Origin of the sequence: Bacillus cereus group sp. MYBK30-2 (assembly GCF_051915945.1) — a bacterium.
In the GTDB taxonomy this organism is placed as follows: domain Bacteria; phylum Bacillota; class Bacilli; order Bacillales; family Bacillaceae_G; genus Bacillus_A; species Bacillus_A paramycoides.
In genome coordinates this window covers 1-25501 of the sequence record NZ_JBQAFR010000010.1, presented here as the reverse complement: position 1 = coordinate 25501, position 25501 = coordinate 1, and the positions used below count along the sequence as shown (strand labels likewise).

The following is a 25501-nucleotide window of genomic DNA, read 5'->3' as shown; positions in this document are numbered from 1 at the left end:
TTAGCTTACAGGAAAATTACACTTTTGTAAGAAAAACGAATGGAGGTGTAATGATTAGAAGATTTGACATATGTTCATGGGATTCATTAAGTTAAAAGTAGAGGTGAGTGTATGGCTAATATTAAAGATATTGCAAAGATGGCTGGGGTTTCAGTTACGACTGTTTCAAGGGTGTTAAATGATCATCCATATGTAAGCGAAGAAAAAAGGAAAGTTGTTTTAGAAATAGTTGAGAAATTGAATTACTCACAAAATGCAAATGCTGTCCATTTATCAAAAGGGAAAACGAATATTGTTGGTGTGATTTTACCTTATATTAATCACCCATGTTTTGATGCGATGGTGGGTGGAATGATGGAGGTTGCATTGGCTCACAATTATCGAGTGCTTCTTTGCCAAACGAATTACAACAAAAAAGAAGAAATGAAAAGTTTACATATGTTGAAAACAAAGCAATTAGATGGTCTTATTATTTGTTCGCGTGCAAATGATTGGGAAACGATCGAGCCCTATGCTTCTTATGGGACGATTATTGCCTGTGAAGATAATGATATTTCGAATATCTCAAGTGTATATACAAATCATTCGGCAGCTTTTCAATTAGGAATGAATTATCTTATTGAGAAAAGTTATAAAAAAATTGGTTATTGCACGGGAAGAAAGTTAGGGCCGAGTAGTCAAAAGCGTTTTGATGTTTATAAACAACAATTGCAATCCATAGATGAGGAAGTCATTGAAGAATGGATTTTTACAGAATGCTTTACATTAGAAGATGGCGTAAGAGTGGCTCATAGGTTAAAGGAGATGAAGAGTCGCCCTGAAGCATTAATAGTAGCAGGAGATGAAGTTGCTATTGGAATCATGACAGAAGTTGAAAAGTTAGGTATAAAAGTTCCTGAAGATTTAGCGATTATTGGCTTTGATAATCAGCCGATCTCACAAGTGCTACAATTAACAACTATTGATCAAAATTTAAAGGGGATAGGTAAAACAGCTTTTGAAATGTTTTATCGGCAAGTGAGCGACGAGAGTTCTAAACAAGAAAAGGTGGAAATTCCGTATGAACTTGTGGAACGCTCAACCGTTTAGCTGGAATCCGTTATGTGTATAACCGCATAACGGATTATTTTTTTGAAATGTCTTTGACAGGAAACGCGTTTCATACTTTATAAAAGAGTTAAACCGGTCTGTAATAATCCATGGATTCTTTTCAAGTGTTTAAAACAATGAATAGAATTTGGAGGAATATGCATGAAGGAATTTTTATCGAGTATGAAAAAATATGTAGAGGATGACGAAAAGATTTTAGCTTTTGTGGTAGGGCTATTTGAGAAGGATGATTTCACTTTAGCTTACCGACATGGGATTTTCGCAGCTACTACTAGACGTCTCCTTTTTTACGGGAAATTTTCGTGCTATCCTGCAATATTTGAAGAGTATTCGTATTTGCATATAGATGACATAGATTTCCGTCCGTGTTTCGAATTTACTTGTAATCATGAAATGGTTAGAGCTAAGTATATTCAGAAAGGGAACGTGGAGCGATTTGTTCGTACAGTTAGAGCAAATATGAATAATTAATCACCCCCTTGTTTAAACATAATGTCGTGGTCATTATGAGAAAAAATGCGTAATAAAAACCACTTCTAAACCTCTAGGAGATAGTGATACAATGTCAAATGGGGGGAGGTATGAACTATGGTTAATCAACGTGTGAAGGAAATCGCATTAATTACAATCGGTTCATTACTATTTGCAATTGGTATTAATTACTTCGCAATTCCAAACCGTTTATCAGAAGGCGGAATCATCGGTCTAACGGTTGTTACTTATTATTTATTTGATTGGTCACCAGGAATTGTGAATTTTGGTTTGAATGCAATTTTATTAGCTGTAGGTTATAAATTTTTTGATAAGAAAACGATGGTTTACACAATTATAGGTATTGTGGAAACATCTTTGTTTTTATATGTTACAGAGCACATTCAGTATCAAGTGAATGGTGATACATTATTAGCGGCTTTATTTGCTGGTGTATTTGTAGGTATCGGATTAGGATGTATGTTCAAAGCTGGAGGTACATCAGGAGGATCAGCAATTTTAGCACGGTTAGCAAACCAATATTTAGGTTGGAGCGTTGGTAAAGGTGTGCTTATTATTGATATCGTTGTAATTGCTGGTTCTGTATTTATAATAGGACAAGAAAAGGCAATGTATACACTTGTTGCTGTATTCATCGGAGCGAAAGTGATTGATTTCATTGTAGAAGGTATGGATACAAAAACGGCTGTTACGATTATTTCGAATCAACCAGACTTAATTCGCGAGACCATTACGAACAACATGACACGCGGTGTTACTGTGTTAGAGGGGCGCGGCGGATATACTGGTAAAAATAAAGAAGTATTGTATGTTGTTATTAATAAGCAAGAGCTTGTTAAGTTAAAGCAAGTTATTAGTCGAGTCGATGAAGATGCCTTCGTTGTCATTCACGATGTACGCGATGTACTTGGCGGTGGCTTTAAAGCAAGTTAGAAGATGAGCGAGAAAATTCGTTCATCTTTTTTTATTCTTACAAAAATGTAAGGGGAATGTAAGGGGATTGAATGGTAGACTCACTTCCTGCTCTTTAGAATGGATGTATAAGTATCCTGCAGAGGAGGAAGATCAGTATTATGAAGAAAAAAATGATTACTACTGTAATAGCGATGATAGCGATAGTGGTATTGTTATTACCTACGAAACTTGGACCAGTTATTGATAAATATAATCCGCTTTATACGACGAAAGAGTACTATACAATTGTGAATACGATTGGTCAGCACGTTGGTGATGAATGGTATGAATATGAATTTATTGCATTTGATGAACGTGGAAGAGAACAAAAAATAAAGAAAACAGTGAAACATATGTTAAAGACAGACGAGGCGTTAAAAGTTTTTGCAAAAGGCCGCTATGGTGAGTCGATTGAAGAGATTGAGACTGCAAGCATTCCAATAAATGCGAAGAGCAAACTTTTGGTGATGAGATAGAAAAATATACCCCCATCTATTTTTTGTCGAAAGGTAAAATACTAGATGGGGGTATTTTGTTGTGCATAAAAAAATGCCCTAGTTCATATAAACTGGGGCATTTTTTATATAAAGGGGAAGGGGACACACTGAAGTAGCATAAGTGAAAGATATAAGAAGAGTAGGCTACTAGCAATGTAATTTGGTTATGTGAGTGCTCTTCTTATTTGGTTCGCTTTCTAACTTTATTTTACGAAATATACGTAAGAAGAACTATCGAATTACATTACACATATCTTACAAACATGTAAGCCTTCTGTAATGTAATTCGATAGTTAGATGTTAGTAAACTAAATATAATGCAAATATAAAGTTTTAATTTTTCACTTTTTGTTTTGTAATGTTAATGAAGAACGAAAAACCAACTAACTTTGAATAGCCCTCATCTTAGCTTAAGATGAGGCCCTTTTTTTAAACCTTACAATATTGTAAGGTTTACGTAAGTTAATTCGATAGTAATTTTGTCATATTTTTTGCATAATAGATACAAATAGATAAAATAATTAGGGATATAGTAAGAAGGGAGAAGAATGGGATGCGTAAAGAAGAAGTAGTGAAGTTTCCAATTAAAGATTTCTGTAGCTACTTTACTGTTGCCGTAGTGTGTATTGGATTATTTGATATAATAACAAACTTAGTTGTTAAATAATATAGATGAAAAACAAGAAGGGAGATCCTTTCTTGTTTTTTTTATGGGGGCATAAAGATGAAATGGATTGATAGTCATATACATGTTGATCAATACAAAGATGAAGAGAAAAGCAGATTACTTAAAGATGTGGAGAATAGTAAAGAGATAAAGGGGCTTGTTGCAGTATCTATGAATTATCAATCATGTAAGGAAATTTTATCATTAGCAAAGAAATATCCCTTTATACACCCAGCGATAGGATTTCATCCGGAGCAACCGATTCATAAAGAAGAATGTGAGCGTATATTTAAATTAATTGAAGCTCATGTTGAGGAAATCGTTGCGATTGGCGAAGTGGGACTACCGTATTATTTAAGGCAAGAAGACGCGGGTATTACTATACATTCATACATATCAGTATTGAAAAGATTTATAGAACTAGCTAGTGAGTATGATTTGCCGATTGTATTACACGCAGTTTATGAAGATGCTGACATTGTATGTGACTTACTTGAAGAATATAAAGTTTCACGTGCACATTTCCATTGGTTTAAAGGAAGTGAAGCGACAATGAAACGGATGATGAGGAATGGTTATTATATTTCTATCACGCCGGATGTTTTACATAAGGAAAAAATTAGAAAAATCGTTTCGTATTATCCGCTTGAATATATGATGGTAGAAACAGATGGACCGTGGGAATTTCAAAAAGATGTTATGACGCACCCAAGGATAATTCGAGAGGTACTAGAAGAAATCAGTGTCATAAAAAATATATCCGTTGATAAGGTTGCGGAAACAATATATGAAAATACAATTCAATTTTATCTGAAAGGATAGGAGAGTCACTCTTATCCTTTTTGTTATGGATATTTTTTCTAATATTTTCTATAATTTATCATATGTTTAATTTGATGAGGGAAGTAGGGGAGAAAATGGGGCAAGTATATAAAAAAATAGCTATTACGATTATGGCCGGGGCGCTTTCATTTGCAGCGTTTGGATGTGAATCTGAAAAAAAGTGACTAATATAAACGTAGCACAAGAAAAAAAGGAAGAACAAATTGATCCAGAAGTTGAAAAACAGATGAAAGAAAGTGAGAAAAAAGGGAATACGGTTGGAAACAGCTCTAACAAGGGGAAAATGGCAGAAAGTGATGGATGGGTTTATTATGCGGTGAATGGTGATAAAAATACAGGAGGCATTTATCGTACGAAAGATCAATTTCAAACATCAGAGGTTGTAGTAAAAGGTGTGAATGCTTCTTACATAAATATAAAAAATAAATCTTTATATTTTATTAACACGGACGAAGGTAGAAATGCAATATTATCCTCGTTAATGAAGTATGATATATCTTCTAAAAAGCTGGATACGTTAAAAACAGATACAAATTATGTTTATATAAAAGACCAAACTTTATTTTATCCGAAAAAGTATTCTGAGCACGGTGGTTTTGACATTGTTGGAATTGTAAAAATGGATTTGAAAACAGGACAAGAAGAGGAAGCGACATTTAAAAACTCTGGTTGGTCCAGGACGATAGATGATAGTATTCTACATTGGAATAAAAATCGTGGAACACAAGTAACAAAAGATAATAAAACTTGGTCAAAAGAAAATTATGCGGAAATTTCTAGTGCGACCTATAATAATGAAAAATTATATGCTGTGGTCGACTTCTCGTTACCATTTGAAACAAACAAAGCTGAGCATGGCATATATGAGATAGACATCCAACAAAATAAGGAAGAATTATTAGTAAAGGACGCCTTACAGATGAATATGAAAGGTGATACTTTTTATTACTTGAAAAATGATGGAGTATATAAGAAGAAAATTAATGGTGGAAAGGAAAAGTTAATTTATAATAAATCGGTCGAACCAACTAAATCCTATTTATACTTTGTAGCAGGAGATATGTATCTCTATACGGATAATGGAACTATTTTGAATCTGGATACAAAGAAATCAAACGAAGCAAAAGATAAAAAGTTAGCGGATGACATTATGTTAAAGAAAGTATTAAATGCACAAATGGAGCTTACTAATATTCAAATTGCTGCACTAACAAGTAGCCCAAAACGAGTGGGGAATTTTTCATATGGAGAATTACTGAATCCTGCTTATAATACGAAGGTTGCTTTAGAGACTACGCTATCTACGTACTTCTCAAAACCATTCATAGCAGAATATATGAAGAGTCAGTATATTAAAGAACTGAATGGAACGATGCATTATGTTATTGGAGATCCAGGGGCGAAAGCGGGGACTAAATATACAAAAATTATTTCTGCACAGTTAAAGGATGGAAAGATAGAGGCGCAGGTAGAAACGTATAACGATTATGACAATGTAACGGAAGAAGTAGAAATAGAATTTATTTATGAAAATGATCAATGGGTTATTAATAAAATGCCACGTTTTGATTTAGGTTAAAAAAACACCAAGCATCTCGCTTGGTGTTTTTCATTATGACTCTAATTTTTTCGCACGTTTTAATAATAAAATAAAGACAATGATAATGAACCCAAGTATAAGGAAGAATCCATATTGTTTTACATAATCAATTACGTCATCCGTAGTGGTTGGCTTGTCGACGTGAATGCCGTCTTTATTAGTAGTAATATGAATATCTTTCATTTTTACTTCATTCGCTTCTTTTTGTAAATCAATCCATTCTACGTTTGGAATGCTTTCAAGTTCCTTTAATACTTCTTTTAATGGTTGAACGCCTAAGTAAGGATGATAGAATGCGCCGATAATTCCATCGGATAGTTTAGTAATAGATAAAGCACGTTCTTTCATTTTGTCAATATCTTGTGGCTTACCTTCTTCAATAAATCCAACCGTTTCAGGCATTAATTTCATCCCATGTAAAAATGATGGTGTACTCGTATAAGCTGGTGAATGCATAGATTTCCAAGTTGTATCGTTTAGTTGTAGTTGTCCCACATAAGTAGAGAAATATTGAGAAAGTATCTCGTATCCTTTTTGAGACATTGTATAGTGTGGAGCTTCAAAAGCAACTGGATACAATTTAGCTTCTACAAGCTCTGTAATCCCTTTTTCAATATGCTCTTTAATATACTTTTCTTCAAAAGCTTTTCCGTTTTCCACGTATTTATTATAGTCCTCTGTAGATTGAAAATCGTCTTTTGTTTTTGGCTTTTCATGGTTCGGTTGCCGAATTGGTTGATCAGTTTTTACATCCCAAAATTCAAAACCTTCTCCAGTTTCACTATCATAAAATTGATGGGTGTAACCATGCATAACGATAGAGCCACCATTATCTTGCATAAATTGTAAAACATCAATTAATTCAGAGTTATCATTTAAATGTACTGTTTTTCCTGTGTCTGGATCTTTGTAAACAGGGATAACAGTAATCATATAAGGAAGCTTTTTCTCTTTTAGTAATTCAGCGATTTCTTTTAATTGCTTTACATCTGCAGCTGGATGAATGTCTTCAAGACGTAAATAAGCTGAAGTTTTATTTGTTTTAGGTTTTTGTCCGAAATAAGAAAATAACATTTCACCGACGTAATGAGACATCTAATCAAAAAGGTTTGGAGTTGCAACATAATAAGATGTTCCTTGCTGAATGATTAATGGGTGGGTTCCGTTTGAACTGAACGCATTAGCAAGAATGGTTCCGTTCGTATCAAACGATTGAATTAATCGTTCCTCTTCTAAGGTGTTTTTTAGCTTCTTACTTGGATATTCAATTTTGTTAACTCGTACATCATCGCTTTTCAATGTAATGAAAGAAAAATGATTAGATAATTGTTCAACATTTTGTCCTAACACTAATACGGGACCTGAGAATTTTTCTAGAAATTGTTTTGCTGCAATAGAAAAATCTTCTTTTTTCTCTCCGATATAAACAATATGTGTATAAGGTGATGATTCAGTAATTTCATTTACTTCCTTCAAACTTTTTACTGTTATATCATTTGTAAAATGTCCTAACTGAGTATTAAGGATTTGTACATTATTTGTAATTTTATCGTCCTCTGTACTATACAAAATAAGTACTTTTGGTTTTGATGATGTTTGCGCAGAGGTGTGTATAGGGATGAGTAGTAAAATGCTGAATAAGAATATTAGGCATTTTTTCATGTTGTATGCTCCTATTCTCTATATATAATAATTCAATTTACAATTATATACAAAAAACGAATTGTAGTCTATGTAAGTTACATTTTTGCACGTATTTATCATATGTTTTTTCACAAAATCGGTCTAAAGCATGATGATAATATGTACAATTATTTGCTATGATTAAAGAGTAAGAGAGTGATAGAGTTTAGGTAATTGTAAAGGGAAGGCTGAAAGGGGACAAATTTCAGCGGAGAAAGAGGTAGAGGTAGTGAAGAAATTCTTTGTAGGATTTTTAGTTGTTCTTGGAGTGTATTTATATTTCCAAGGTAAGTCTGAAGGAATGGGTAAGCTAATGAATGAGACAAGCTATGTTGATTCAGAGGAAGCAAAACAGATGAAACAGATCATTATAGAGGAAGCAAAGAAAGTAAATCTTCCGGAATGGATACCTCTTACAATTGCCGAACATGAAAGTAGGTTAAATCCAAGAAGCGTTGGAGATAACGGGACTTCATTTGGATTGTTTCAATTACATCGCGGTGGTGGGCTTGCACCAGATCATTTAACGGATGAAGAGTTGAAAGATCCACGTATAAATGCACAAATTGCAATGCCGCATTTAATGAAAGGGTACAAACGTGGGGTGCAAAAAGGTTTGACTGATTTTGCATTACTAAAATATATAGCGAATACATCTGGATGGCCAGGAAATTTAGGACCAGAGTGGACGGATAGCAATATGAAGTATAACGTCGGATTAGAGGATGTATACTATCGAAATAAAGGCGTAATAAAAGAGTAGGTTTTCTATACCTACTCTGTTTTTTTTGAATAGTTTAATCCTTTTGTCTTGTGAAATACTGCGATAGTTGTATTTTCACATTTTCAAGTTTTGTAGAAACTTGCGGTATTTTATATCCTACATACAATGGTGAAACTACAAACCTGGGAACAACTTTACAAATGATTTTTCCGTTCAGGTGATAGAAGAATAAATTATAACTACTACACCCTTTATGGAAATCCGTTAATATGTAACATACAGTTTGCTGAATGTAATTTGCCATTTCATCTATAAATGAAATATCTTCAATGATGATGTTAAATTCAGTAAAACCGATAATGGGACGCTCTGAAATATTAAGTTCAATGCGCTCGTTTTTTTGTACAATTACCCCTTGGAAATTTTCCTTCTCTACGTTTTCTAGATAGTCTACATATTTCATTCCGATGATTTGCATATGTGCATGATGCAAACTTCCGCCTGAAAATGGGCCGTGATTTTTATATAAAATAACGGATGTGAATTCATTACGTTCCTGTAAGTCTAACCAATGTTTAATGGAGAAACGAATTAGTGATCTCATATGTTCTTCTGTATATGTTGCGATATGATCATCACAATTATCGGTTTCGATTAGCACAGTTTGAAATGTATCTTTTAATGTAGGGAATTTATTTTTTAACCAAATAATAGAGCCCTCGGTTGCTAAAATATCAGTTAAATTTTCTCTGTCGCAAAAAGGACAAGCAGCGCTTCTGTTACGAATGCTTTCTGGTTTTTGTTTGCCGATATCATTCAAAAAATAAAGTTGTTGTGTATCCATTTCTCTATACCCCTTTAAAATGTGTGTAAAACTGCCGTCTAATACATTCGGGAAAGGGAGGGGGAAATCCTTTAAAGGAAACAGAGCAAAAAATAAAAGACAAGATATCCTCATTACAATAGGGTACCTTGTCTTTTATTTTTTCTTTAATAATGTGTATGGATAATATAGAGTATTTTCATTTTGTTTCTTTTTTCTATTTTTCATTGTGTATAAAGCAATTGCTGTACTTGCGATTACAATAATGGCTTTCTTCATATTCATATACCCCTTTTTATTGTTCATTTAATTCTTGGCTAACTGCTTTCGCATCAACTAAAGCATGCAAGATCATTTTTACCATGTTCATCATATCTCTTCACTCCTTTTTATAGTTCGTTTAGTTCTTTTACAACTGCTTGTCCGTTCACTAATACCTCAAAGATTGCTTTTACGATTTCTTTCATCATGATTGTTTCCTCCTTTATTTGTCTCTCTTGTTTACATCTTTATTGTATAGGGAGGCATCTTTTCGTACTATCGCTTTCCATTACGTGAACATAACAGTTTTGTAAGATTTGATGTCACTTATTGAAATGTTTAGTCTATCTTCATTATTTTCAGAAAAATGACTATTCAAACATGAAATGGGAAAGTATAATAAAGAAGTAAGTATTAAATTCCGTACGAAAGGAGTGAATGAGATGAAATGTTCTTTAGCTACGCGCGCAAAATTTTTAGATTATATCTATATTTGTCGTGCAATTTTTCATGATGTAGTTGTTAACGGGATACGTATGCCCTTTTTTAACAATTGCATAGTAGCTATTGAACGATAGAAATCTCTTCACCCATTTTTGATAAAACGTGTGAAAAGGGAGCTATTTAGCTTCCTTTTTCTATGCCAAAAACCATGGGGAACGTTTCTTTCCCATGGTTTTTTATATTGAAAGGAGTACGGAAAATGACAATTTGTAGTGTGAACAATATAACGAAATCCTTTGGTGGAAACATTATATTTGAAAATATATCGCTTGAAATAAAGAATGGTGAACGTGTTGGTTTAGTTGGTCGTAACGGAAGTGGGAAGACGACGATCTTTCAGCTTCTAACAGGGATGGAGAATGTGGATGTAGGAGCTATCCATATGAAGAAAGGAACACGTATTGGTCATGTGGCACAAATTCCAAAGTTTGATGATGGAATAACCGTATATGATGTATTAAGTTCTGCTTTTAAAGCAGAAAAGGAATTAGAAAGGGAAATGCATGCTTTAGAAAAGAATATGGCGGAAGAGCTGGAACCATTTGCTTTAGAAAAATTAATGGAGAGATACGGAATAATTCAAGAAAGATTCGCATTTCTCGGTGGTTACGAAATAGAAGCAAATATTATGAAGGTAGCAAATGGTTTACAAGTGGCGGAACTATGCTCTCGATTATTTACGGAATTAAGTGGTGGTGAACAGACAAAGGTAAGTCTTGCGTATATGCTATTGCAGAAACCAGATTTACTTTTATTAGATGAACCAACAAATCATCTAGATTTATTTGCCGTAGAGTGGCTAGAACAATTTTTAAAAGAGTATACAGGAACAGTTATGGTCATTTCGCATGATCGCTATTTCCTTGATGAAGTTGTAACGAAAATTTTTGATTTAGAAGATGGAGAAATTCACGTATATCATACGAACTATTCACAGTTTGTTGAGGAAAAGGAAGAAAGATTGCTTCAGGAATTTCAAGCTTATCAAGAACAGCAAAAGAAAATAAAGAAAATGAAAGAAGCAATTAAGCGTCTACGTGAATGGGCAAATCAAGCGAATCCTCCGAATGAAGGATTGCATAAGAGAGCGAGAAATATGGAACGTGCATTAGAGCGTATAGAGAAATTAAAGAGACCCATTTTGGAAAGAAAACAGATGGGACTTCAGTTTGAAGGGCAAGAGAGAAGCGGAAAAGATGTTGTTGTAATGAAAGAAGTTAGCAAAGGATTTGCTGACAGAGCTTTATTCGAGAAAGCAAATTTGCATATTCGTTTTCAGGAGCGCGCAGCTATCGTTGGACGTAATGGTACAGGAAAGACTACGTTATTAAAATTACTACTAGAAGAAATACAGCAAGATGCTGGAGAAATTCGGATTGGTAGTAGTGTGAAAATCGGTTATTTATCGCAGCATGCGTATGGGAATATGAAGAACAATGTACTGGAAGCTTTCAGAGAGTGTGTAGCTGTAACAGAGGGAGAAGCAAGACACATATTAGCTCGATTTTTATTTTATGGTCCAGCTGTTTTTAAGAAAGTCACGCAACTTAGTGGTGGAGAAAAAATGAGGTTAAGGCTCGCGCAACTTATGTATCAAGACATCAATTTTTTAATTTTAGATGAACCGACAAACCATCTTGATATTGAATCAAGGGAAGTTTTAGAGGAAGCACTTGAACAATATAATGGGACGATTTTAACTGTTTCACATGATCGTTATTTCTTAAATAAATTATTTGAAAAGACATATTGGATTGATGAGCACAAATTATTTGAGTTTGCAGGGAATTATGCATGGGCTCGTCAAAAGTGGGAAGAAAGAATTGAGAAGCAAGTAGTGAAACAGAAGCAGCAAGGGAGTAAAGCGTTAGAAATGATACCTATAAAAAAGCAGGAGTCTAGAAGTTTAGAGAAAATTGAAAACGAGTTAATGCATATAGAAGAAGATATATATGCACTTGAATGTAAAATGGAAAATGTAGTTGATGTTGAAATGCTTGAACAATTGTATGAAGAAAAAACGAAAAAAGAGTTGTTACGAGCAGATTTATATAATGAGTTAGAGAATATTGTGGAGTAAAGAAAATAGAATGAAAAAGAGCAAGTTGTTTTCTCATATTTTGAGGGAGGGCTTGCTCTTTTTTTGTATAACGAAGAGATAAAAATTGGTATAATTTTCTTATTGGGATGATAAGAAAATGAGCTTTATGCTACGGAAACGTGAGGAGAATTTTATGTTAGGATACGCGCGGATTGCTACAATCGTCATGATTTGTTTAGTTTACGCAAATCATGTTTCACGTGAAACAGCAAATTTACAAATTTTTGTCGGCATTGCACTTTTCATTTATATTGTGAATCATATTTTACTTGTAAAAGAAAAAGGGGGTAGAAAACTCGTTTTTTATACCTTGATCGCAAACGGTATTGTCACAGCGTTATTAGGATTTTTATTTCCCGAGACATGTTTGTATTTAATTATATTTGGAATTGATGCGATAGGATTATTTATTCATGATTGGCGTAAAAGTACGACTTATTTTTTTATCGCTTTTTTCTTTCTTTGTTGGTTTATAAATATAATGCATACGTACCAACATACAGGGAGTCTGGAATTGGAGAGTAATGCAATTAACTTTATGTTCATCGTTTTCAGTGCTTTAGCTGGAAACTTAATAAAAAAACTTACAGCTGCTCGGCAAATGGTAGATGAGCAATATGGGAAATTAGCATTATCTCATACAGCTTTAAAAGAAGCACATGAACAATTACGGCTATATGCTAAAGAGGTGGAAGAATTGACTGCCGTTCGGGAGAGGAATGATATTGCCCGAGAAATTCATGATACAGTTGGTCATAATATGACAGCTTTACTTGTTCAGTTACAACTAGCAGAGGCTTTATGGAAACAAAAATCGGACGCTACGGAAGAGGTTTTACATACATGTCATGGATTAGCTAGAAAATCACTTCAAGAAGTGAGAGCTTCTGTGCATGCCTTAAAAGAGGAAAGTAAACTAGGGAACATAATAGAGAATATGCGTGAAATGTTACATGGATATTCTAAAGCGACGAAAGTACAAGTATCTTTTCAATTACAAGGGGATCCGGTTGTGATTCCGTTGTCACTACAGCCTACGTTACTTCGTATTATGCAAGAGTCTTTAACGAATGCAAAACGTCACGGGAAAGCTAGTTTATGTGAAGTAAGTTTAGTTTGTTCAGTGGAACAAGTTAAGTTATGTATTTCGGATAATGGTATGGGAGTCAATGAAGTAAGCCCTGGGTTTGGGTTACTTAATATGAAAGAACGTGTAGAGGAGCATGGTGGAATCATTCAATTTGAGAGTGAAATAGAAAAAGGTTTTCGCCTAAAAATCGAATTCCCGCTCCGAGAAAAAACATGGATAATAGGGGGAGCGTTATGATTCGAATTATGATTGTTGATGATCAATCACTGATTCGTGATGGATTGGCAATGATATTAAATTTACGTCCGGAACTGGAAGTGGTGGGGACGGCTAGTGATGGGGATGAAGTCGTACAAAAGGTGAAACAATTACAGCCTGAAATTATTTTGATGGATATTCGGATGCCTCGTATGAATGGTGTTGAAGGAACTCGTTTAGTTAGAGAAAAGTTTCCTCATATAAAGGTTCTTATGTTAACGACTTTTAGTGATAGTGAGCTTATTTTTGAAGCATTAGAGCAAGGAGCGAGCGGATATTTATTGAAGGACATGGAGACGGATGCAATCGTTCAAGCTATTTTAACGGTACACGGTGGAGGCGCTGTGCTTCCTCAAGATATAACAGCGCAAATTGTAAAGGAATTAAAAAAGACAAAAGTAGCAGTAGAGTGCCCCCCACCAGAACAACTAGAACAATTAACTGAGCGTGAAGTAGATGTTTTAAGGGAAATTGGGCTTGGCTTAAATAATAAAGAGATTGCTGAAAAGTTATTCATTACAGAGGGAACTGTAAAAAATCACGTTTCTAATTTAATTAGTAAGCTCGAACTGAGAGATCGAACACAAGCAGCAATATACGCAGTAAGATATGGTGTTACGACATACACATGACTTTTGGCATATATAAGTGTGAAAAAGCAGCAAAATTTGCTGCTTTTTTTATTTTGTATTTCTATCTCAAGACTGATGGAGAGAAGAAGAAATTTTTCTACAATGAAAGTGTAGATGAATGCAAAGGGGCTGAATCAATATGTTAGTCATTGATCATATTACGAAATCATTTGGCAAGAAGGAAGTTGTAAAGAGTGTTTCTTTTGAAGTGAAAAAGGGTGAAACATTTGGATTGCTTGGTCCAAATGGAGCAGGGAAGTCAACGACGATATCAATGATTTGCGGGTTAATTCCATACGATAGTGGTGATATAAAAGTTGGTGGGAAATCTGTAAAAGAGTATCCATTAGAAGCAAAAAAGAAAATCGGTATTGTCCCGCAAGACATTGCGCTGTATCCGACACTTTCAGCAAAGGAAAATTTGATTTTTTGGGGAAAGATGTACGGTTTAAATGGAAAAGCTGCAAAGGAGCGGGCAGAGGAAGTGTTAGCTTACGTCGGTTTACAGGATCGGGGAAAAGATAAAATTGAAACATTTTCAGGTGGAATGAAAAGGCGTATTAATATTGGTGCAGCACTTATGCACGAACCAGAGTTATTAATTATGGATGAACCGACAGTCGGGATTGATCCACAATCGAGAAATCATATTTTAGAGACGGTTAAAAAATTAAATGAAAAAGGTATGACGGTCATTTATACGAGTCATTACATGGAAGAAGTTGAGTATTTATGTGAGCGAATTGCCATCGTTGATCACGGAAAGGTAATTGCACTAGGAACGAAAAGAGAGTTATGCAATCGTCTAACAGATGGGTTTATAGTGAAATTACAATTAAATCGTTATAGTACGGAACTGCTACAAAAGTTGAAAGCACTACCTGTTGTTGAGCGGATTATTTTTGACGAAGATAATAGCACGATTGATATTGGACTAAATGGTGGCGAGGCAATTGGCACGGTTGTGTCAGTAGTTGTTGAGAACAACGCTCAAATTTTAAAACTGGAAGTACAAGAACCGAATTTAGAGGCACTCTTTTTACAATTAACAGGACGTTCACTGCGTGATTAAGGAGGTTAGTGCGAGATGAAAAGTTTCATTATTGCATGGAAAGATTTAAAAATCCGTTTAATTGATCGCCGCGGATTTATGATGATGATACTTATGCCGCTTTTATTAACAGCGATTTTAGGTTCAGCGTTAAGTAATGTATTTGATAGTGGTGGACTACCGAAAACAGTAATTGGCTATTATCAAGAGGGAACGGATGAGTTTGCAGATGTCTTTCAAAAAGATGTATTGCAATCTAAAGAAATAAAAGATGATGTGAAAGTAAAGGTAGTTAACTCCCAGGAAGAGCTTGAAGATATGTTAAAGGAAAAGAAAATCGATGTAGGAATTGTCATCCCAAATAAATGGAGCGAACAAGTACAAGATGGAAAATTAAAAGAACCAAAGGTGCTTATAGACCCATCAAAAGATATACAAGCGAAAATTGCTGAGTCAATGATCCGCTCTTTTTCAGAACGTGTTCAAACAGTCGCAGTGTCTACTAAAAGTGTTGTAACAGAATTAGCAAAATCTCAGCAGGGTGATGTAGCACAAGTTGCAAAAGAGGTAAGTGGAAGTCTACAGACGATAGCAACTACAGGTGCGGATAACATCGAAAGAGGAACGATAGGTAAAAAAACAATTGCGGCGATGCAATATTATGCGGCAGCGATGTTAGTCATGTTTTTACTATATAACATAACAGTAGGTGCAAAGTCAGTTGTAACAGAGCAACGAACTGAAACGTTGGCGCGTTTGTTCAGTACACCGACGAGCTCATTTTCAATTTTATTCGGAAAGTTTTTAGGTACATTACTATTTGCCTGTATACAATTTGGAATGTTTATAGTTGCTACACACTTTATGTTTCATGTGGAATGGGGCGAAGACGTGCCTCAAATAGTAGTGTTGGGAATTTCTTATGCAATTTGTGTTTCTGGTTTATCTATGTTAATTGCAGCCTTTATTCGTGAGGAAAAAACGGCAGATTTAATGGGGGGAATCGGTATTCAAATACTAGCTATATTAGGAGGATCAATGTTACCGATTTACGTATTTCCCGATACACTTCAAACAGTTGCGAACATTGCTCCGAATAAATGGGCGCTTACGAGCTTCTTAAATATTATGTCGGGAACATCTTGGGATGTGCTGCTCCCTGTTATTTTAAGTTTATGTAGTGCAGGAATTATCTCCGTTATGATTGGAACGTTACGTTTACGTACGAGATAGGAGGGGAAATGATGAAGAAGGTTTGGGCGCTTTGTTGGCTAGAATTAAAACAAATTTTAATTAAGCCACAAAGTTATATACTCATGTTTGGAATGCCTATTATTTTCACACTCATTTTCGGTGGGCTTTTAGGTGGAAGTGGGAATGAGAAAGTAAATATTAGTTTAGTAGATAAAGATGGTTCTGTATTATCTAGCAAGTATTATGAGGAAATAAGGAAAAGTGATTTGATTTCTATAGAGAAGGTAACGTATGGGGAAGGGAAACAGAGGATCGAAAACAAGAAATCATCGGGTATAATCATCATTCCGAAAGATTTTCAAAAGAGTATGCTAGATAGAAAGGTAGAAAATATCGAATTTCAAGCTAGTGCTGATTTTACTGGTGGAACTTCTGTGGAGCAAGTATTAGCAAGTGCATTAAAAAAGATGGAGATAGAAGTTAGTGCAGCAAGAGATTTTGAGAAGAAAAGTAACACTTCGTGGGAAACGATGTATGAAACAATTTATACAAAAGTAGATCCTGTTTCGATTCAAAAAGAATCGATTTTACATGATGATCAAAAGTTAAATAACGTTACAGGGCGAGCTGCAGGTTTTTCAATTCTATTCGTCATGATTGTCATGTTAAGTGCGACGGGAACTATTTTGAAAGCTAGACAACTTGGTGTTTGGTCTCGTTTATTAGGAGCGCCAGTTTCAAAAGTTCAAATACTAGCAGGATATATCCTTTCCTTCTTTTTAATAGGGTGGATTCAATTTGGTGTTTTAATGATATTAACGTATTCATTATTTGATGTGCAGTGGGGGGATTTATTAGGGGTTATTACACTTGTTTCAGTATTGTTATTAGCGGTCATTGGTCTAGCTTTATTATTGGCAAGTATCGTAAAAACAACAGAACAGCAGTCCGCACTAGGTAATATCGTTGTAATTTCAACATGTATGATTAGTGGTCTTTATTGGCCAATCGAAATTGAGCCGGTATGGATGCAGGCGGCGGCAAATTTTGTTCCGCAAACGTGGGCAATGCGTGGCTTTACGGAGCTAATTGTAAGGGGAGGCACATTAGCAGATATAGGAGGATATATTGGTATACTCAGTTTATTTGCAGGAGTATTTTTCGTAATTGGTTTAACGAGAATACGTTACGACTGAAAAAAAGAAAGCAGAGTTACAGCTTTAAGCGCTGAACTCTGCTTTCTTTTTGTGTATCGTCTTCTTTCATAGAGATAATAATTGCGATCCCTAACATAACGAAAAAAGCTAAAAAGAGGACGAACTTTGGGAAGAATGGGAATAGTAATAATGCCCCGACTATCATGATTGTTAATAACACATAGTGCAGGACATATTGGAATAGGTTGTCTATATTTTCGCCCCCTTTTTGGTAGTTAATTGTTATTATTCTATGCTGGGCTATTAGATAATAGAATAAATTTTTTGCTAAGTTTACCTAAATTAAAGATTGATCAATAATTTTTAAAAAATTCTTAAAAATATTTATATAGAAAGAATTGACAAAATATAGTGAACGATATAAGCTAATAACCATAAAGTCTACCGGAAAGGTCGGAATAAGATTGTTACCCCTCAAAAACATCTATTTTTTTGCGTTTAAAACCGACTTTTCCGATTGGCTATAAAATGTTGCTGTGGGAGGCATACATAAGGCAAGCAGTTCATAAAGTGTAATTATTAAAAAAAGTTAGGGTGGGGACAATGAAGACAAAGACAAAAAAATGGGCTGGTGTATTTTCAGTATTACTGAGTAGTTCGTTTGTGTTATCTGCTTGTGGGGGACAGGAAGATACGGCTTCTACAGAACCAGTTAAACAGCAAGATTTAAAGAATATAAAAATCGAAAAGATTGCTGCTACAGATAAGACGAAAGTACCTGATAAAGCAAAAAATCGAAAAGACACGTTAGTTGTTGGAATTAATAAACCAGGTGGTGTCTTTTTACCATACTTCCAGCAAAATGGTTGGGATGGAAACGTAACGTCTGTTATTTTTGCATCTCTTGTATCAACAGATAAACAAGGAAAACCAATTCCAGAATTAGCTGAGAAGTGGGATGTTTCCTCTGATCAGTTAACATATACATTCCATTTACGTAAAGATTTAAAATTTAGTGATGGTTCGCCATTAACAGCAGATGATGTAGCGTTCACATTGACGCTTTTACATGATAAGGCATATGAAGGTGAAATAGACATTTCTCAATACGCGGTTAAAGGTGGTAAAGAATATAAAGAAGGAAAAGCAACTTCTATTGAAGGTCTTCAAGTTATAGATCCACAGACAATTAAAGTTACGACTGAAAAAGTTAACTCTCAAACACTAACTGCTTTAGGTGGTCCAGTGTTATCAAAAGCTTATTATGGAAAAGACTATAAACAAAATACAAGTTTAGACTATTTAAAAGAGTTATATGGAAAACCGATAGCTGCGGGCCCATATAAATTCGAAAAGTATATTCCAGGCCAAGAAGTTCGATTTGTAGCAAACGAAAATTATTATGCAGGTAAACCGAAAATTCCAAACTTCATTTATAAAATTACTGCTGGTGATACGAAACTACAATTGTTCCAAACAGGCGAAGTTGACTACACTGGCCTAGGTACTGGTGATGAAATTCTTGAGCAGGCGAAAGGTTTACAATTCGCGAACATTCAAATCGAAACGGCGGCATCATTTAGTTATATTTATATGAATAATAATAAGCCGTATTTAAAGGATAAAAAGGTTCGCCAAGCACTTATTTACGGATTAGATCGTAAAAAGTATGTTGATACAGCATTAAAAGGATACGGTACGGTAGCTAATGTACCAATTCATCCAACTTCTTGGGCCTATACGGAAGAAGGGGTTAATAAATATGAATACGACAAAGAAAAAGCGAAAAAATTATTAGATGAAGCAGGATGGAAAGTTGGTTCGGATGGAGTGCGTGAAAAAGATGGTCAAAAATTAAAGCTTTCTTATTTCGGTCCAAGTTCGGCTAAAGATAGTGATTTATTAATTCCAATTGCGAAAGAGAATTATAAAGAGATAGGTGTAGAGTTTAATCCTGAATTTATGGACTTTAATACTATGCTTTCGAAGGTAAACAAAGGTGATTATGATTTGGCTTCTGTTTCGACACCGATTACAAGTGATCCAAGTGAAACAGCTGGTGAATATTTATCTGGTGTCAATGAGAAGAGTCTTGGTTATAAAAATGCGAAAGTAGATGAGCTAATTAAAAAAGGTATTGAGACAGTTGATATTGAAAAACGTAAACCGATTTATAAAGAATTATATAAAGAGTTAAGTGATGATCCACCAGTAATTCTATTAAACTATCGTAGAACAATTACTGGATACAACGGGAATATAAAAGGAATTGACCCTGAAAAATACAATAGTATTAGTGCAAACTTACCAGTATTATCTATTGAAAAATAACGATAAGAATGTATAAGTAGAAGACATTTTTTCATTCGGTTAGTAATGTACCGCTTTGAAAAAATGTTCTTCTATTTTAGGCATAAGATTGGAGAGAAAAAGGGTGAAAACATATATCGTTCGTAGGTTGTTACAAATGATTCCTACACTGTTGGGTACGTCAGTTATTATCTTTTTTTTGTTCGCGCTTCTTCCAGGGGATTATATTGATTCAAATCCAAAGATTACACCAGAAAGGGCAGCTGAACTTAGGGAATTATATGGATTAAATAAGCCAATCGTTGAGCGTTATTTTCATTGGTTAGGTAATGCATTGCAAGGGGATTTTGGTTTTTCGCTTCAATATCAAGAACCTGTAACGTCATTATTAAATAAATTTATTTGGAATTCTTTTATTGTAGCGGTTATTGCATTGTTCTTTATTTGGCTAATTGCACTTATTATCGGTGTATTTTCCGCGACAAAGCAACATTCCTTATTTGATAAGCTTGTAACAATTGGTGTCTTTGCAGCGATGTCATTCCCTTCATTCTTTATCGGTTTGTTTTTAATTAAAGTGTTCGCGGTTGACTTTAAGTTATTACCGATAGGCGGAATGATTGATGTTGGGAGTAACTCAACTGGGATTACTTACGTAATAGAAGTTGCAAAGCATATGGTTTTACCAGTGTTTATTTTAACTCTTCTTGGAGTAGGTTCATTAACTCGTTATTTTAGAACGAGTATGTTAGAGGTTGTGAGACAAGATTACATTCGAACGGCTAGAGCAAAAGGTTTAAAAGAGAAGACCGTTATTTATAAACATGCATTAAAAAATGGAATTTTACCGGCTATTACATTGCTTGCATTTGAGTTACCAGGATTGTTTTCAGGGGCAATTATTATTGAACAAATTTTCAACTGGCCAGGTATAGGTAATATTCAATTGGAAGCACTTAATTTCCGTGATTATACAGTATTAATGGCATTTACGATGTTTCTTTCTTGTTTGACAATTGTTTCAAACTTTTTAGCGGATGTTGTATATGCCGTTGTTGATCCACGTATTCGGTTGAAGTAAGGGGGGAGAGAGATGGAAACTGTTACAGCAATTACAGAGAAAAAAGCAAAAAAGAAAAGACGGAATGAATCATCGCCGTGGAGACAAGCTTTTAAAAGGATAAAGAAAAATAAAATGGCACTTATAGGGTTTTATGCATTAATTTTTATGTTTTTATTTTGTTTTATCGGTCCATTCTTTTCACCGTATGCATCAGGAAAAATACAAGTTACGCTAATTAACAAACCACCTAGTTTTTCTCATTGGCTTGGTACAGATCAATTAGGAAGGGATATTTTAACGAGGCTTATGCAAGCGGGGCGGATTTCGTTAACAATTGGCTTAGCTTCAATGGTTTTATCAGTTATACTAGGTGCTTTATTAGGAGCTATTGCAGGTTTTTACCGTGGTATCGTCGACAATATTATAATGCGTCTTGCCGATATTTTAATGTCGATGCCAGGATTACCGTTACTTATTATAATGGGGGCTATTTTATCAGAATGGAAAGTACCATCTGATTATCGTCTTTATGTCATTATGATTATTTTAAGTTTAGTAGGTTGGCCAGGACTTGCTCGTCTCGTACGGGGTCAAATTTTATCGCTTCGAGAACAATCGTTTATGCAAGCTGCTGACGTGCTCGGGATAAAAGATTACCGGAAAATCGTATATCATTTGATCCCGAATGTTTTGCCAATATTAATTGTTGTATCAACATTAGGTGTTGCGGGTTCTATTTTAGGGGAGTCTGCACTAAGCTACCTAGGTCTTGGTGTCGTTCCACCTACACCATCGTGGGGGAATATGATTAGTGCAGCAAACTCATTAATCGATTTCCAAAAACGTCCGTGGTTATGGATTCCACCTGGTTTTGCAATCTTTATAACAGTCGTATCAATTAATTTACTTGGCGATGCACTTCGTGATGCATTAGATCCAAAGATGAAGCGGTAGGTGAGGAAGCATGAGTAAAGCAGTAGTAGAGCTAAAGGATTTACAAACACACTTTCAGACGGAAGAAGGTACAGTAAAGGCTGTTAATCATGTTAGCTTTTCAGTTCGAGAAGGTGAAACAGTTTGTGTAGTAGGCGAATCAGGTTGCGGGAAAAGTGTAACGGCCTTATCTATTATGGGACTTATTGCTGAATCTGGTGGCATCGTTGGTGGCGATATTCTTTATGAAGGAAAGAGCCTTTTAGGAATGAAAGAGAAAGAACTCCGTAGTTTAAGAGGAAATGATATCGCGATGATTTTCCAAGAACCGATGACATCGCTTAATCCAGTCTTCACTGTCGGAGAGCAAATTGTTGAGACGTTAAGGGAGCATGAACTACTTAGCAAAAACGAAGCATACAAAAAAGCAATTGAATTAATTCGTAAAGTCGGTATAGCTCGTGCTGATGAAATTGTACATTCTTATCCTCACGAACTGAGCGGTGGAATGTTACAACGTATTATGATTGCTGTTGCGCTTAGTTGTAATCCAAAGTTATTAATTGCAGATGAACCGACAACAGCTCTTGATGTTACGATTCAAGCACAAATATTAGACTTATTAAGACAAGTAAAAGAGGAATTTAAAACGTCTATCTTATTAATTACACATGATCTAGGTGTTGTAGCGGAAATGGCCGATTACGTTGTTGTTATGTATGGTGGTAAAGTCATTGAAGAAGCGCCAGTAGTAGAGCTATTTCAAAATCCTAAACATCCATATACGAAAGGGTTGCTAAAATCAAAACCAGTAATGGGGAAACGAACAGATAAACTTTATTCTATTCCAGGGCAAGTTCCGAATTTAGTTGGCTTAGATGAGTTTTGTTACTTTAGCGGTCGTTGTGAGCATTGCATGGAAATATGCAAAAACGAAGCACCAAATCTGAATGTACATGATGAGAATCATAAAGTGGCTTGCTGGCTATATGAGGAGCGTGCGGAATAATGAGTGAACCATTATTAGAAGTGAAAAATTTAAAGACATATTTTCCGATTAAAGGCGGCGTATTTAGTAGAACGATTGGACATGTGAAAGCGGTAGATGGAGTAAGCTTTACAATCGATAAAGGAGAAGTGTTTGGCCTCGTAGGGGAGTCTGGAAGTGGGAAAACGACGATAGGGAAAACAATTCTCCGTCTCGTTCAAAAAACAGAAGGTGAAGTGAAATTTAAAGGTCAAGATGTTCATAGTTTATCAAAAGAGGAACTAAGAAAGCATCGTCCTAATATGCAACTTGTCTTCCAAGACCCATTTAGTTCATTAAATCCAAGAATGAGAATTGGAGAAGCACTTGGGGAACCGATGTTGGCCCACGGACTAGCAACGAAAGAAAATGTCCGTGAAAAGGTGATAGAGGTACTGGAGTTATGTGGTTTAGCTCCGTATCATATTGACCGATATCCGCACGAATTTTCTGGAGGACAACGTCAACGTATCGTTATTGCAAGGGCAATGGTATTAGATCCAGAATTTATTGTAGCTGATGAACCTGTTGCGGCATTAGATGTATCTATTCAAGCACAAATCATTAATTTATTTAGTGAATTACAGGAGAAAAAGGGATTATCCTATTTATTCATTTCACATGATTTAAGTGTTGTGGAGCATTTATGTACGAAAATTGGGATTATGTATTTAGGAACGATTGTGGAAACAGCGCCTCGTGATGAATTATTTGCAAATCCACTTCATCCGTATACAAAAGCATTGTTATCAGCTGTACCAATACCAGATCCAACGGTGAAACGAGAGCGAATTATTTTAGAGGGGGATATTCCAAGTCCAGCGAATCCACCTTCAGGTTGCCGTTTTCATACACGCTGCCCATTTGCAACAGGGGTTTGTAGAAAAGCTGTACCGGAATTTCGTAATGTTGGTGAAAATCATTTTGTTGCTTGTCATCATGTGTAAAAGAAAAGGACTCTTTCAAAATGTGAAAGAGCCCTTTTTTTATTTACTTGATGAAGTTTGTTTCAATACAAATTGCTCAATTGCGTGAGCAACACCGTTTTCATTATTCGTTAATGTAACAACGTCACATAATTTTTTTACGTCCTCTTCAGCATTACCCATTGCAACTGATAAGCCAGCTACTTGTAACATTGGCACATCATTAAAGTTATCACCGATTGCAACAGTATCTTCAATTGGTATATTGAAATAAGCTGCCATTTCTTGTAGCCCATTTCCTTTATGACCATGCTTATCCATAATTTCTACATTAGTAGGGGCTGATGCTGTAACTGAAATGTCCGTATCTTCTTGTAAAGTTTGCAATAGCTGCGAACGATGGGCAGCATTAAATGTTAAAATGAAGAATTTAGATATTTCTAATTCTGGATTATTTACAACATCTTCGATTTTTTGGAAATCAGTAATTAAGTTTGATTTCTTTTGTTTTTCTGTAATTCTTTCAAGTTCCTTAAGTGTAACATCTAGTGTATGCTTGTTCTCTTCGAATGCCTGCATCACTTGGTCTTGCCATGTATAAGGAGAATAAACCCCTTTATTTGTGTACAACTTATATGGAAATCCTTCAGATTCTAGTAACTTTGCAAGCTTGTACACTTTATCGTTTTGTAAACAACGCGAGTTAATTACCTTTCCATCCACATAAACAATTGCCCCATTGCTTGCCCCAACTGGAAGAGAGAGTTGATATTCTTCCAATAGTTTTAAAGCATCCTCTTTTGCACGACCAGAACAAATCATTACAATATGACCGGCTTCTTTTGCAGTTTGGATAGCTTGTAAGTTCTCTTTGGAGATTTCAAGATTAGATGATAATAGTGTACCATCCATATCTAGTGCGATTAATTTCAAAATGACCACCTCTTTGTTTTCATTATACATAGTTATGAAAAGGAAACATATATACACGGCTTGAGTAAATTTTCCTATTTATATAGTTAAGAATGATTTTGTAACAAAACTAAGTAGATATAATGCTATATTTCTATTTGTAACTGTAATGTTACATTAATATTACAAACATATAAGTGTTGAAAAATGCTATAAATAAAGGTTTTTAGGATGTGTTGATAAAAAACGTAAAAAAAATGTAATAAAAATTACGTAATTATATTGCAACGTAATAATAGTTATGTTACATTAATGTTACAAACGTTACGTAATTAATTTTAATGTAACGTTAACATAAAAACTATGAACGAATCATTTCTTAGAAATTACATATAGATAACTTATAAAAAAGGAGAATGAATAATATGAACAACGAGCAAGTATTAAATGTAACAAAAGGTGACTTCTTAGGATCAGCAAGCGGAGCGGTAGTATTAACAGCATTAATCGTATTTCTATCAAGCGTATTAGTATAATAGAAGTTTTGTAATAAAAATAAGAGAAGGGAGAATGAAAATTATGAACAACGAGCAAGTATTAAATGTAACAAAAGGTGACTTCTTAGGATCAGCAAGCGGAGCGGTAGTATTAACAGCATTAATCGTATTTCTATCAAGCGTATTAGTATA

General features: G+C 34.8%; 24 protein-coding genes and 2 pseudogenes. 21 read left to right on the top strand and 5 right to left on the bottom strand.

Annotation, left to right across the window (positions count from 1 at the left end; all coding sequences use genetic code 11):
- Positions 1 to 111: 111 nt before the first annotated feature.
- From ACTFQM_RS25480 to ACTFQM_RS25455, 6 genes and pseudogenes are all read left to right on the top strand, one after another.
- Positions 112 to 1089 carry a LacI family DNA-binding transcriptional regulator gene (locus ACTFQM_RS25480; protein WP_440036786.1) on the top strand — a complete coding sequence of 326 codons (978 nt, stop codon included), beginning with the start codon at positions 112 to 114 and terminating at the stop codon, positions 1087 to 1089.
- A 162-nt stretch (positions 1090 to 1251) separates the two neighbouring features.
- Positions 1252 to 1581: a PH domain-containing protein gene (locus ACTFQM_RS25475; RefSeq protein ID WP_440036785.1), complete on the top strand. Its 330-nt coding sequence runs from the start codon at positions 1252 to 1254 to the stop codon at positions 1579 to 1581.
- A 117-nt stretch (positions 1582 to 1698) separates the two neighbouring features.
- On the top strand, positions 1699 to 2535 hold the full coding sequence (locus ACTFQM_RS25470) for a YitT family protein (RefSeq protein ID WP_002175380.1): 837 nt from the start codon (positions 1699 to 1701) through the stop codon (positions 2533 to 2535).
- A 140-nt stretch (positions 2536 to 2675) separates the two neighbouring features.
- The gene (locus tag ACTFQM_RS25465) at positions 2676 to 3032 is read left to right on the top strand and encodes a YxeA family protein (protein WP_098304412.1); all 357 of its coding nucleotides are present in this window, start codon (positions 2676 to 2678) and stop codon (positions 3030 to 3032) included.
- A 745-nt stretch (positions 3033 to 3777) separates the two neighbouring features.
- Positions 3778 to 4542, top strand: coding sequence for a TatD family hydrolase (locus ACTFQM_RS25460; protein ID WP_327910354.1), 765 nt, complete (start codon positions 3778 to 3780; stop codon positions 4540 to 4542).
- A gap of 95 nt (positions 4543 to 4637) precedes the next feature.
- Positions 4638 to 6142: pseudogene (locus ACTFQM_RS25455) on the top strand (DL-endopeptidase inhibitor IseA family protein).
- Between the two features lie 33 nt (positions 6143 to 6175).
- On the opposite strand, the pseudogene ACTFQM_RS25450 reads toward ACTFQM_RS25455, so the two are convergent.
- Positions 6176 to 7825: pseudogene (locus tag ACTFQM_RS25450) on the bottom strand (DUF2334 domain-containing protein).
- Positions 7826 to 8075: 250 nt separating this feature from the next.
- On the opposite strand from ACTFQM_RS25450, the gene ACTFQM_RS25445 reads away from it, so the two are divergent.
- A complete protein-coding gene (locus ACTFQM_RS25445) occupies positions 8076 to 8609 on the top strand; it encodes a transglycosylase SLT domain-containing protein (RefSeq protein WP_440036783.1) in 534 nt (177 codons plus the stop codon).
- Positions 8610 to 8643: 34 nt separating this feature from the next.
- On the opposite strand, the gene ACTFQM_RS25440 is transcribed toward ACTFQM_RS25445, so the two are convergent.
- Both ACTFQM_RS25440 and ACTFQM_RS25435 read right to left on the bottom strand, forming a co-directional pair.
- Positions 8644 to 9414, bottom strand: a complete 771-nt coding sequence (locus ACTFQM_RS25440) for a DUF4931 domain-containing protein (RefSeq protein WP_440036781.1) — start codon at positions 9412 to 9414, stop codon at positions 8644 to 8646.
- A gap of 135 nt (positions 9415 to 9549) precedes the next feature.
- On the bottom strand, positions 9550 to 9678 hold the full coding sequence (locus ACTFQM_RS25435; protein WP_002175366.1) for a hypothetical protein: 129 nt from the start codon (positions 9676 to 9678) through the stop codon (positions 9550 to 9552).
- Positions 9679 to 10097: 419 nt separating this feature from the next.
- Here ACTFQM_RS25435 and ACTFQM_RS25430 point away from each other — a divergent pair, with 419 nt between their 5' ends.
- From ACTFQM_RS25430 to ACTFQM_RS25400, 7 genes are all read left to right on the top strand, one after another.
- Positions 10098 to 10232, top strand: coding sequence for an RAxF-45 family protein (locus ACTFQM_RS25430; protein WP_002139888.1), 135 nt, complete (start codon positions 10098 to 10100; stop codon positions 10230 to 10232).
- A gap of 74 nt (positions 10233 to 10306) precedes the next feature.
- Positions 10307 to 12238, top strand: a complete 1932-nt coding sequence (gene abc-f / locus ACTFQM_RS25425; RefSeq protein ID WP_440036820.1) for a ribosomal protection-like ABC-F family protein — start codon at positions 10307 to 10309, stop codon at positions 12236 to 12238.
- Positions 12239 to 12392: 154 nt separating this feature from the next.
- Positions 12393 to 13586: a sensor histidine kinase gene (locus tag ACTFQM_RS25420; RefSeq protein WP_440036818.1), complete on the top strand. Its 1194-nt coding sequence runs from the start codon at positions 12393 to 12395 to the stop codon at positions 13584 to 13586.
- Entirely contained in the window at positions 13583 to 14239 is a 657-nt protein-coding gene (locus ACTFQM_RS25415) for a response regulator (protein ID WP_002175363.1), read from the top strand. The genes ACTFQM_RS25420 and ACTFQM_RS25415 overlap by 4 nt, the downstream gene beginning before the upstream one ends.
- 139 nt (positions 14240 to 14378) lie before the next feature.
- The gene (locus tag ACTFQM_RS25410) at positions 14379 to 15311 is read left to right on the top strand and encodes an ABC transporter ATP-binding protein (protein WP_048376270.1); all 933 of its coding nucleotides are present in this window, start codon (positions 14379 to 14381) and stop codon (positions 15309 to 15311) included.
- 15 nt (positions 15312 to 15326) lie between these two features.
- Positions 15327 to 16523 (top strand): ABC transporter permease, encoded by a 1197-nt coding sequence (locus ACTFQM_RS25405; protein ID WP_440036779.1) that lies wholly within the window; start codon positions 15327 to 15329, stop codon positions 16521 to 16523.
- A gap of 11 nt (positions 16524 to 16534) precedes the next feature.
- Complete coding sequence (locus tag ACTFQM_RS25400) at positions 16535 to 17680, top strand: ABC transporter permease (RefSeq protein ID WP_440036777.1); 1146 nt, start codon at positions 16535 to 16537, stop codon at positions 17678 to 17680.
- A gap of 16 nt (positions 17681 to 17696) precedes the next feature.
- Here ACTFQM_RS25400 and ACTFQM_RS25395 read toward each other — a convergent pair whose 3' ends face one another.
- Complete coding sequence (locus tag ACTFQM_RS25395) at positions 17697 to 17894, bottom strand: hypothetical protein (RefSeq protein WP_033719971.1); 198 nt, start codon at positions 17892 to 17894, stop codon at positions 17697 to 17699.
- 350 nt (positions 17895 to 18244) lie between these two features.
- Here ACTFQM_RS25395 and ACTFQM_RS25390 point away from each other — a divergent pair, with 350 nt between their 5' ends.
- The 5 genes from ACTFQM_RS25390 (at position 18245) to ACTFQM_RS25370 (ending at position 23921) form a co-directional block, all read left to right on the top strand.
- Positions 18245 to 19972 carry an ABC transporter substrate-binding protein gene (locus ACTFQM_RS25390; protein WP_440036776.1) on the top strand — a complete coding sequence of 576 codons (1728 nt, stop codon included), beginning with the start codon at positions 18245 to 18247 and terminating at the stop codon, positions 19970 to 19972.
- 103 nt (positions 19973 to 20075) lie between these two features.
- Entirely contained in the window at positions 20076 to 21032 is a 957-nt protein-coding gene (locus ACTFQM_RS25385; protein WP_440036775.1) for an ABC transporter permease, read from the top strand.
- Positions 21033 to 21044: 12 nt separating this feature from the next.
- Positions 21045 to 21968, top strand: coding sequence for an oligopeptide ABC transporter permease (gene opp4C, locus ACTFQM_RS25380; RefSeq protein WP_025151084.1), 924 nt, complete (start codon positions 21045 to 21047; stop codon positions 21966 to 21968).
- Positions 21969 to 21978: 10 nt separating this feature from the next.
- Positions 21979 to 22956, top strand: a complete 978-nt coding sequence (locus ACTFQM_RS25375; protein WP_098304421.1) for an ABC transporter ATP-binding protein — start codon at positions 21979 to 21981, stop codon at positions 22954 to 22956.
- The gene (locus tag ACTFQM_RS25370; RefSeq protein ID WP_440036774.1) at positions 22956 to 23921 is read left to right on the top strand and encodes an ABC transporter ATP-binding protein; all 966 of its coding nucleotides are present in this window, start codon (positions 22956 to 22958) and stop codon (positions 23919 to 23921) included. Before ACTFQM_RS25375 ends, ACTFQM_RS25370 begins: the two co-directional genes overlap by 1 nt.
- A gap of 39 nt (positions 23922 to 23960) precedes the next feature.
- On the opposite strand, the gene ACTFQM_RS25365 is transcribed toward ACTFQM_RS25370, so the two are convergent.
- Positions 23961 to 24833, bottom strand: coding sequence for a Cof-type HAD-IIB family hydrolase (locus ACTFQM_RS25365; protein ID WP_440036772.1), 873 nt, complete (start codon positions 24831 to 24833; stop codon positions 23961 to 23963).
- 404 nt (positions 24834 to 25237) lie between these two features.
- Between ACTFQM_RS25365 and ACTFQM_RS25360 the strand changes: the two genes are divergently transcribed.
- Together ACTFQM_RS25360 and ACTFQM_RS25355 are read left to right on the top strand one after the other, a co-directional pair.
- A complete protein-coding gene (locus tag ACTFQM_RS25360; RefSeq protein WP_001058532.1) occupies positions 25238 to 25348 on the top strand; it encodes a DUF3948 family protein in 111 nt (36 codons plus the stop codon).
- 34 nt (positions 25349 to 25382) lie between these two features.
- A partial coding sequence (locus ACTFQM_RS25355; protein ID WP_002074222.1) for a DUF3948 family protein occupies positions 25383 to 25501 on the top strand: 119 nt, incomplete at its 3' end.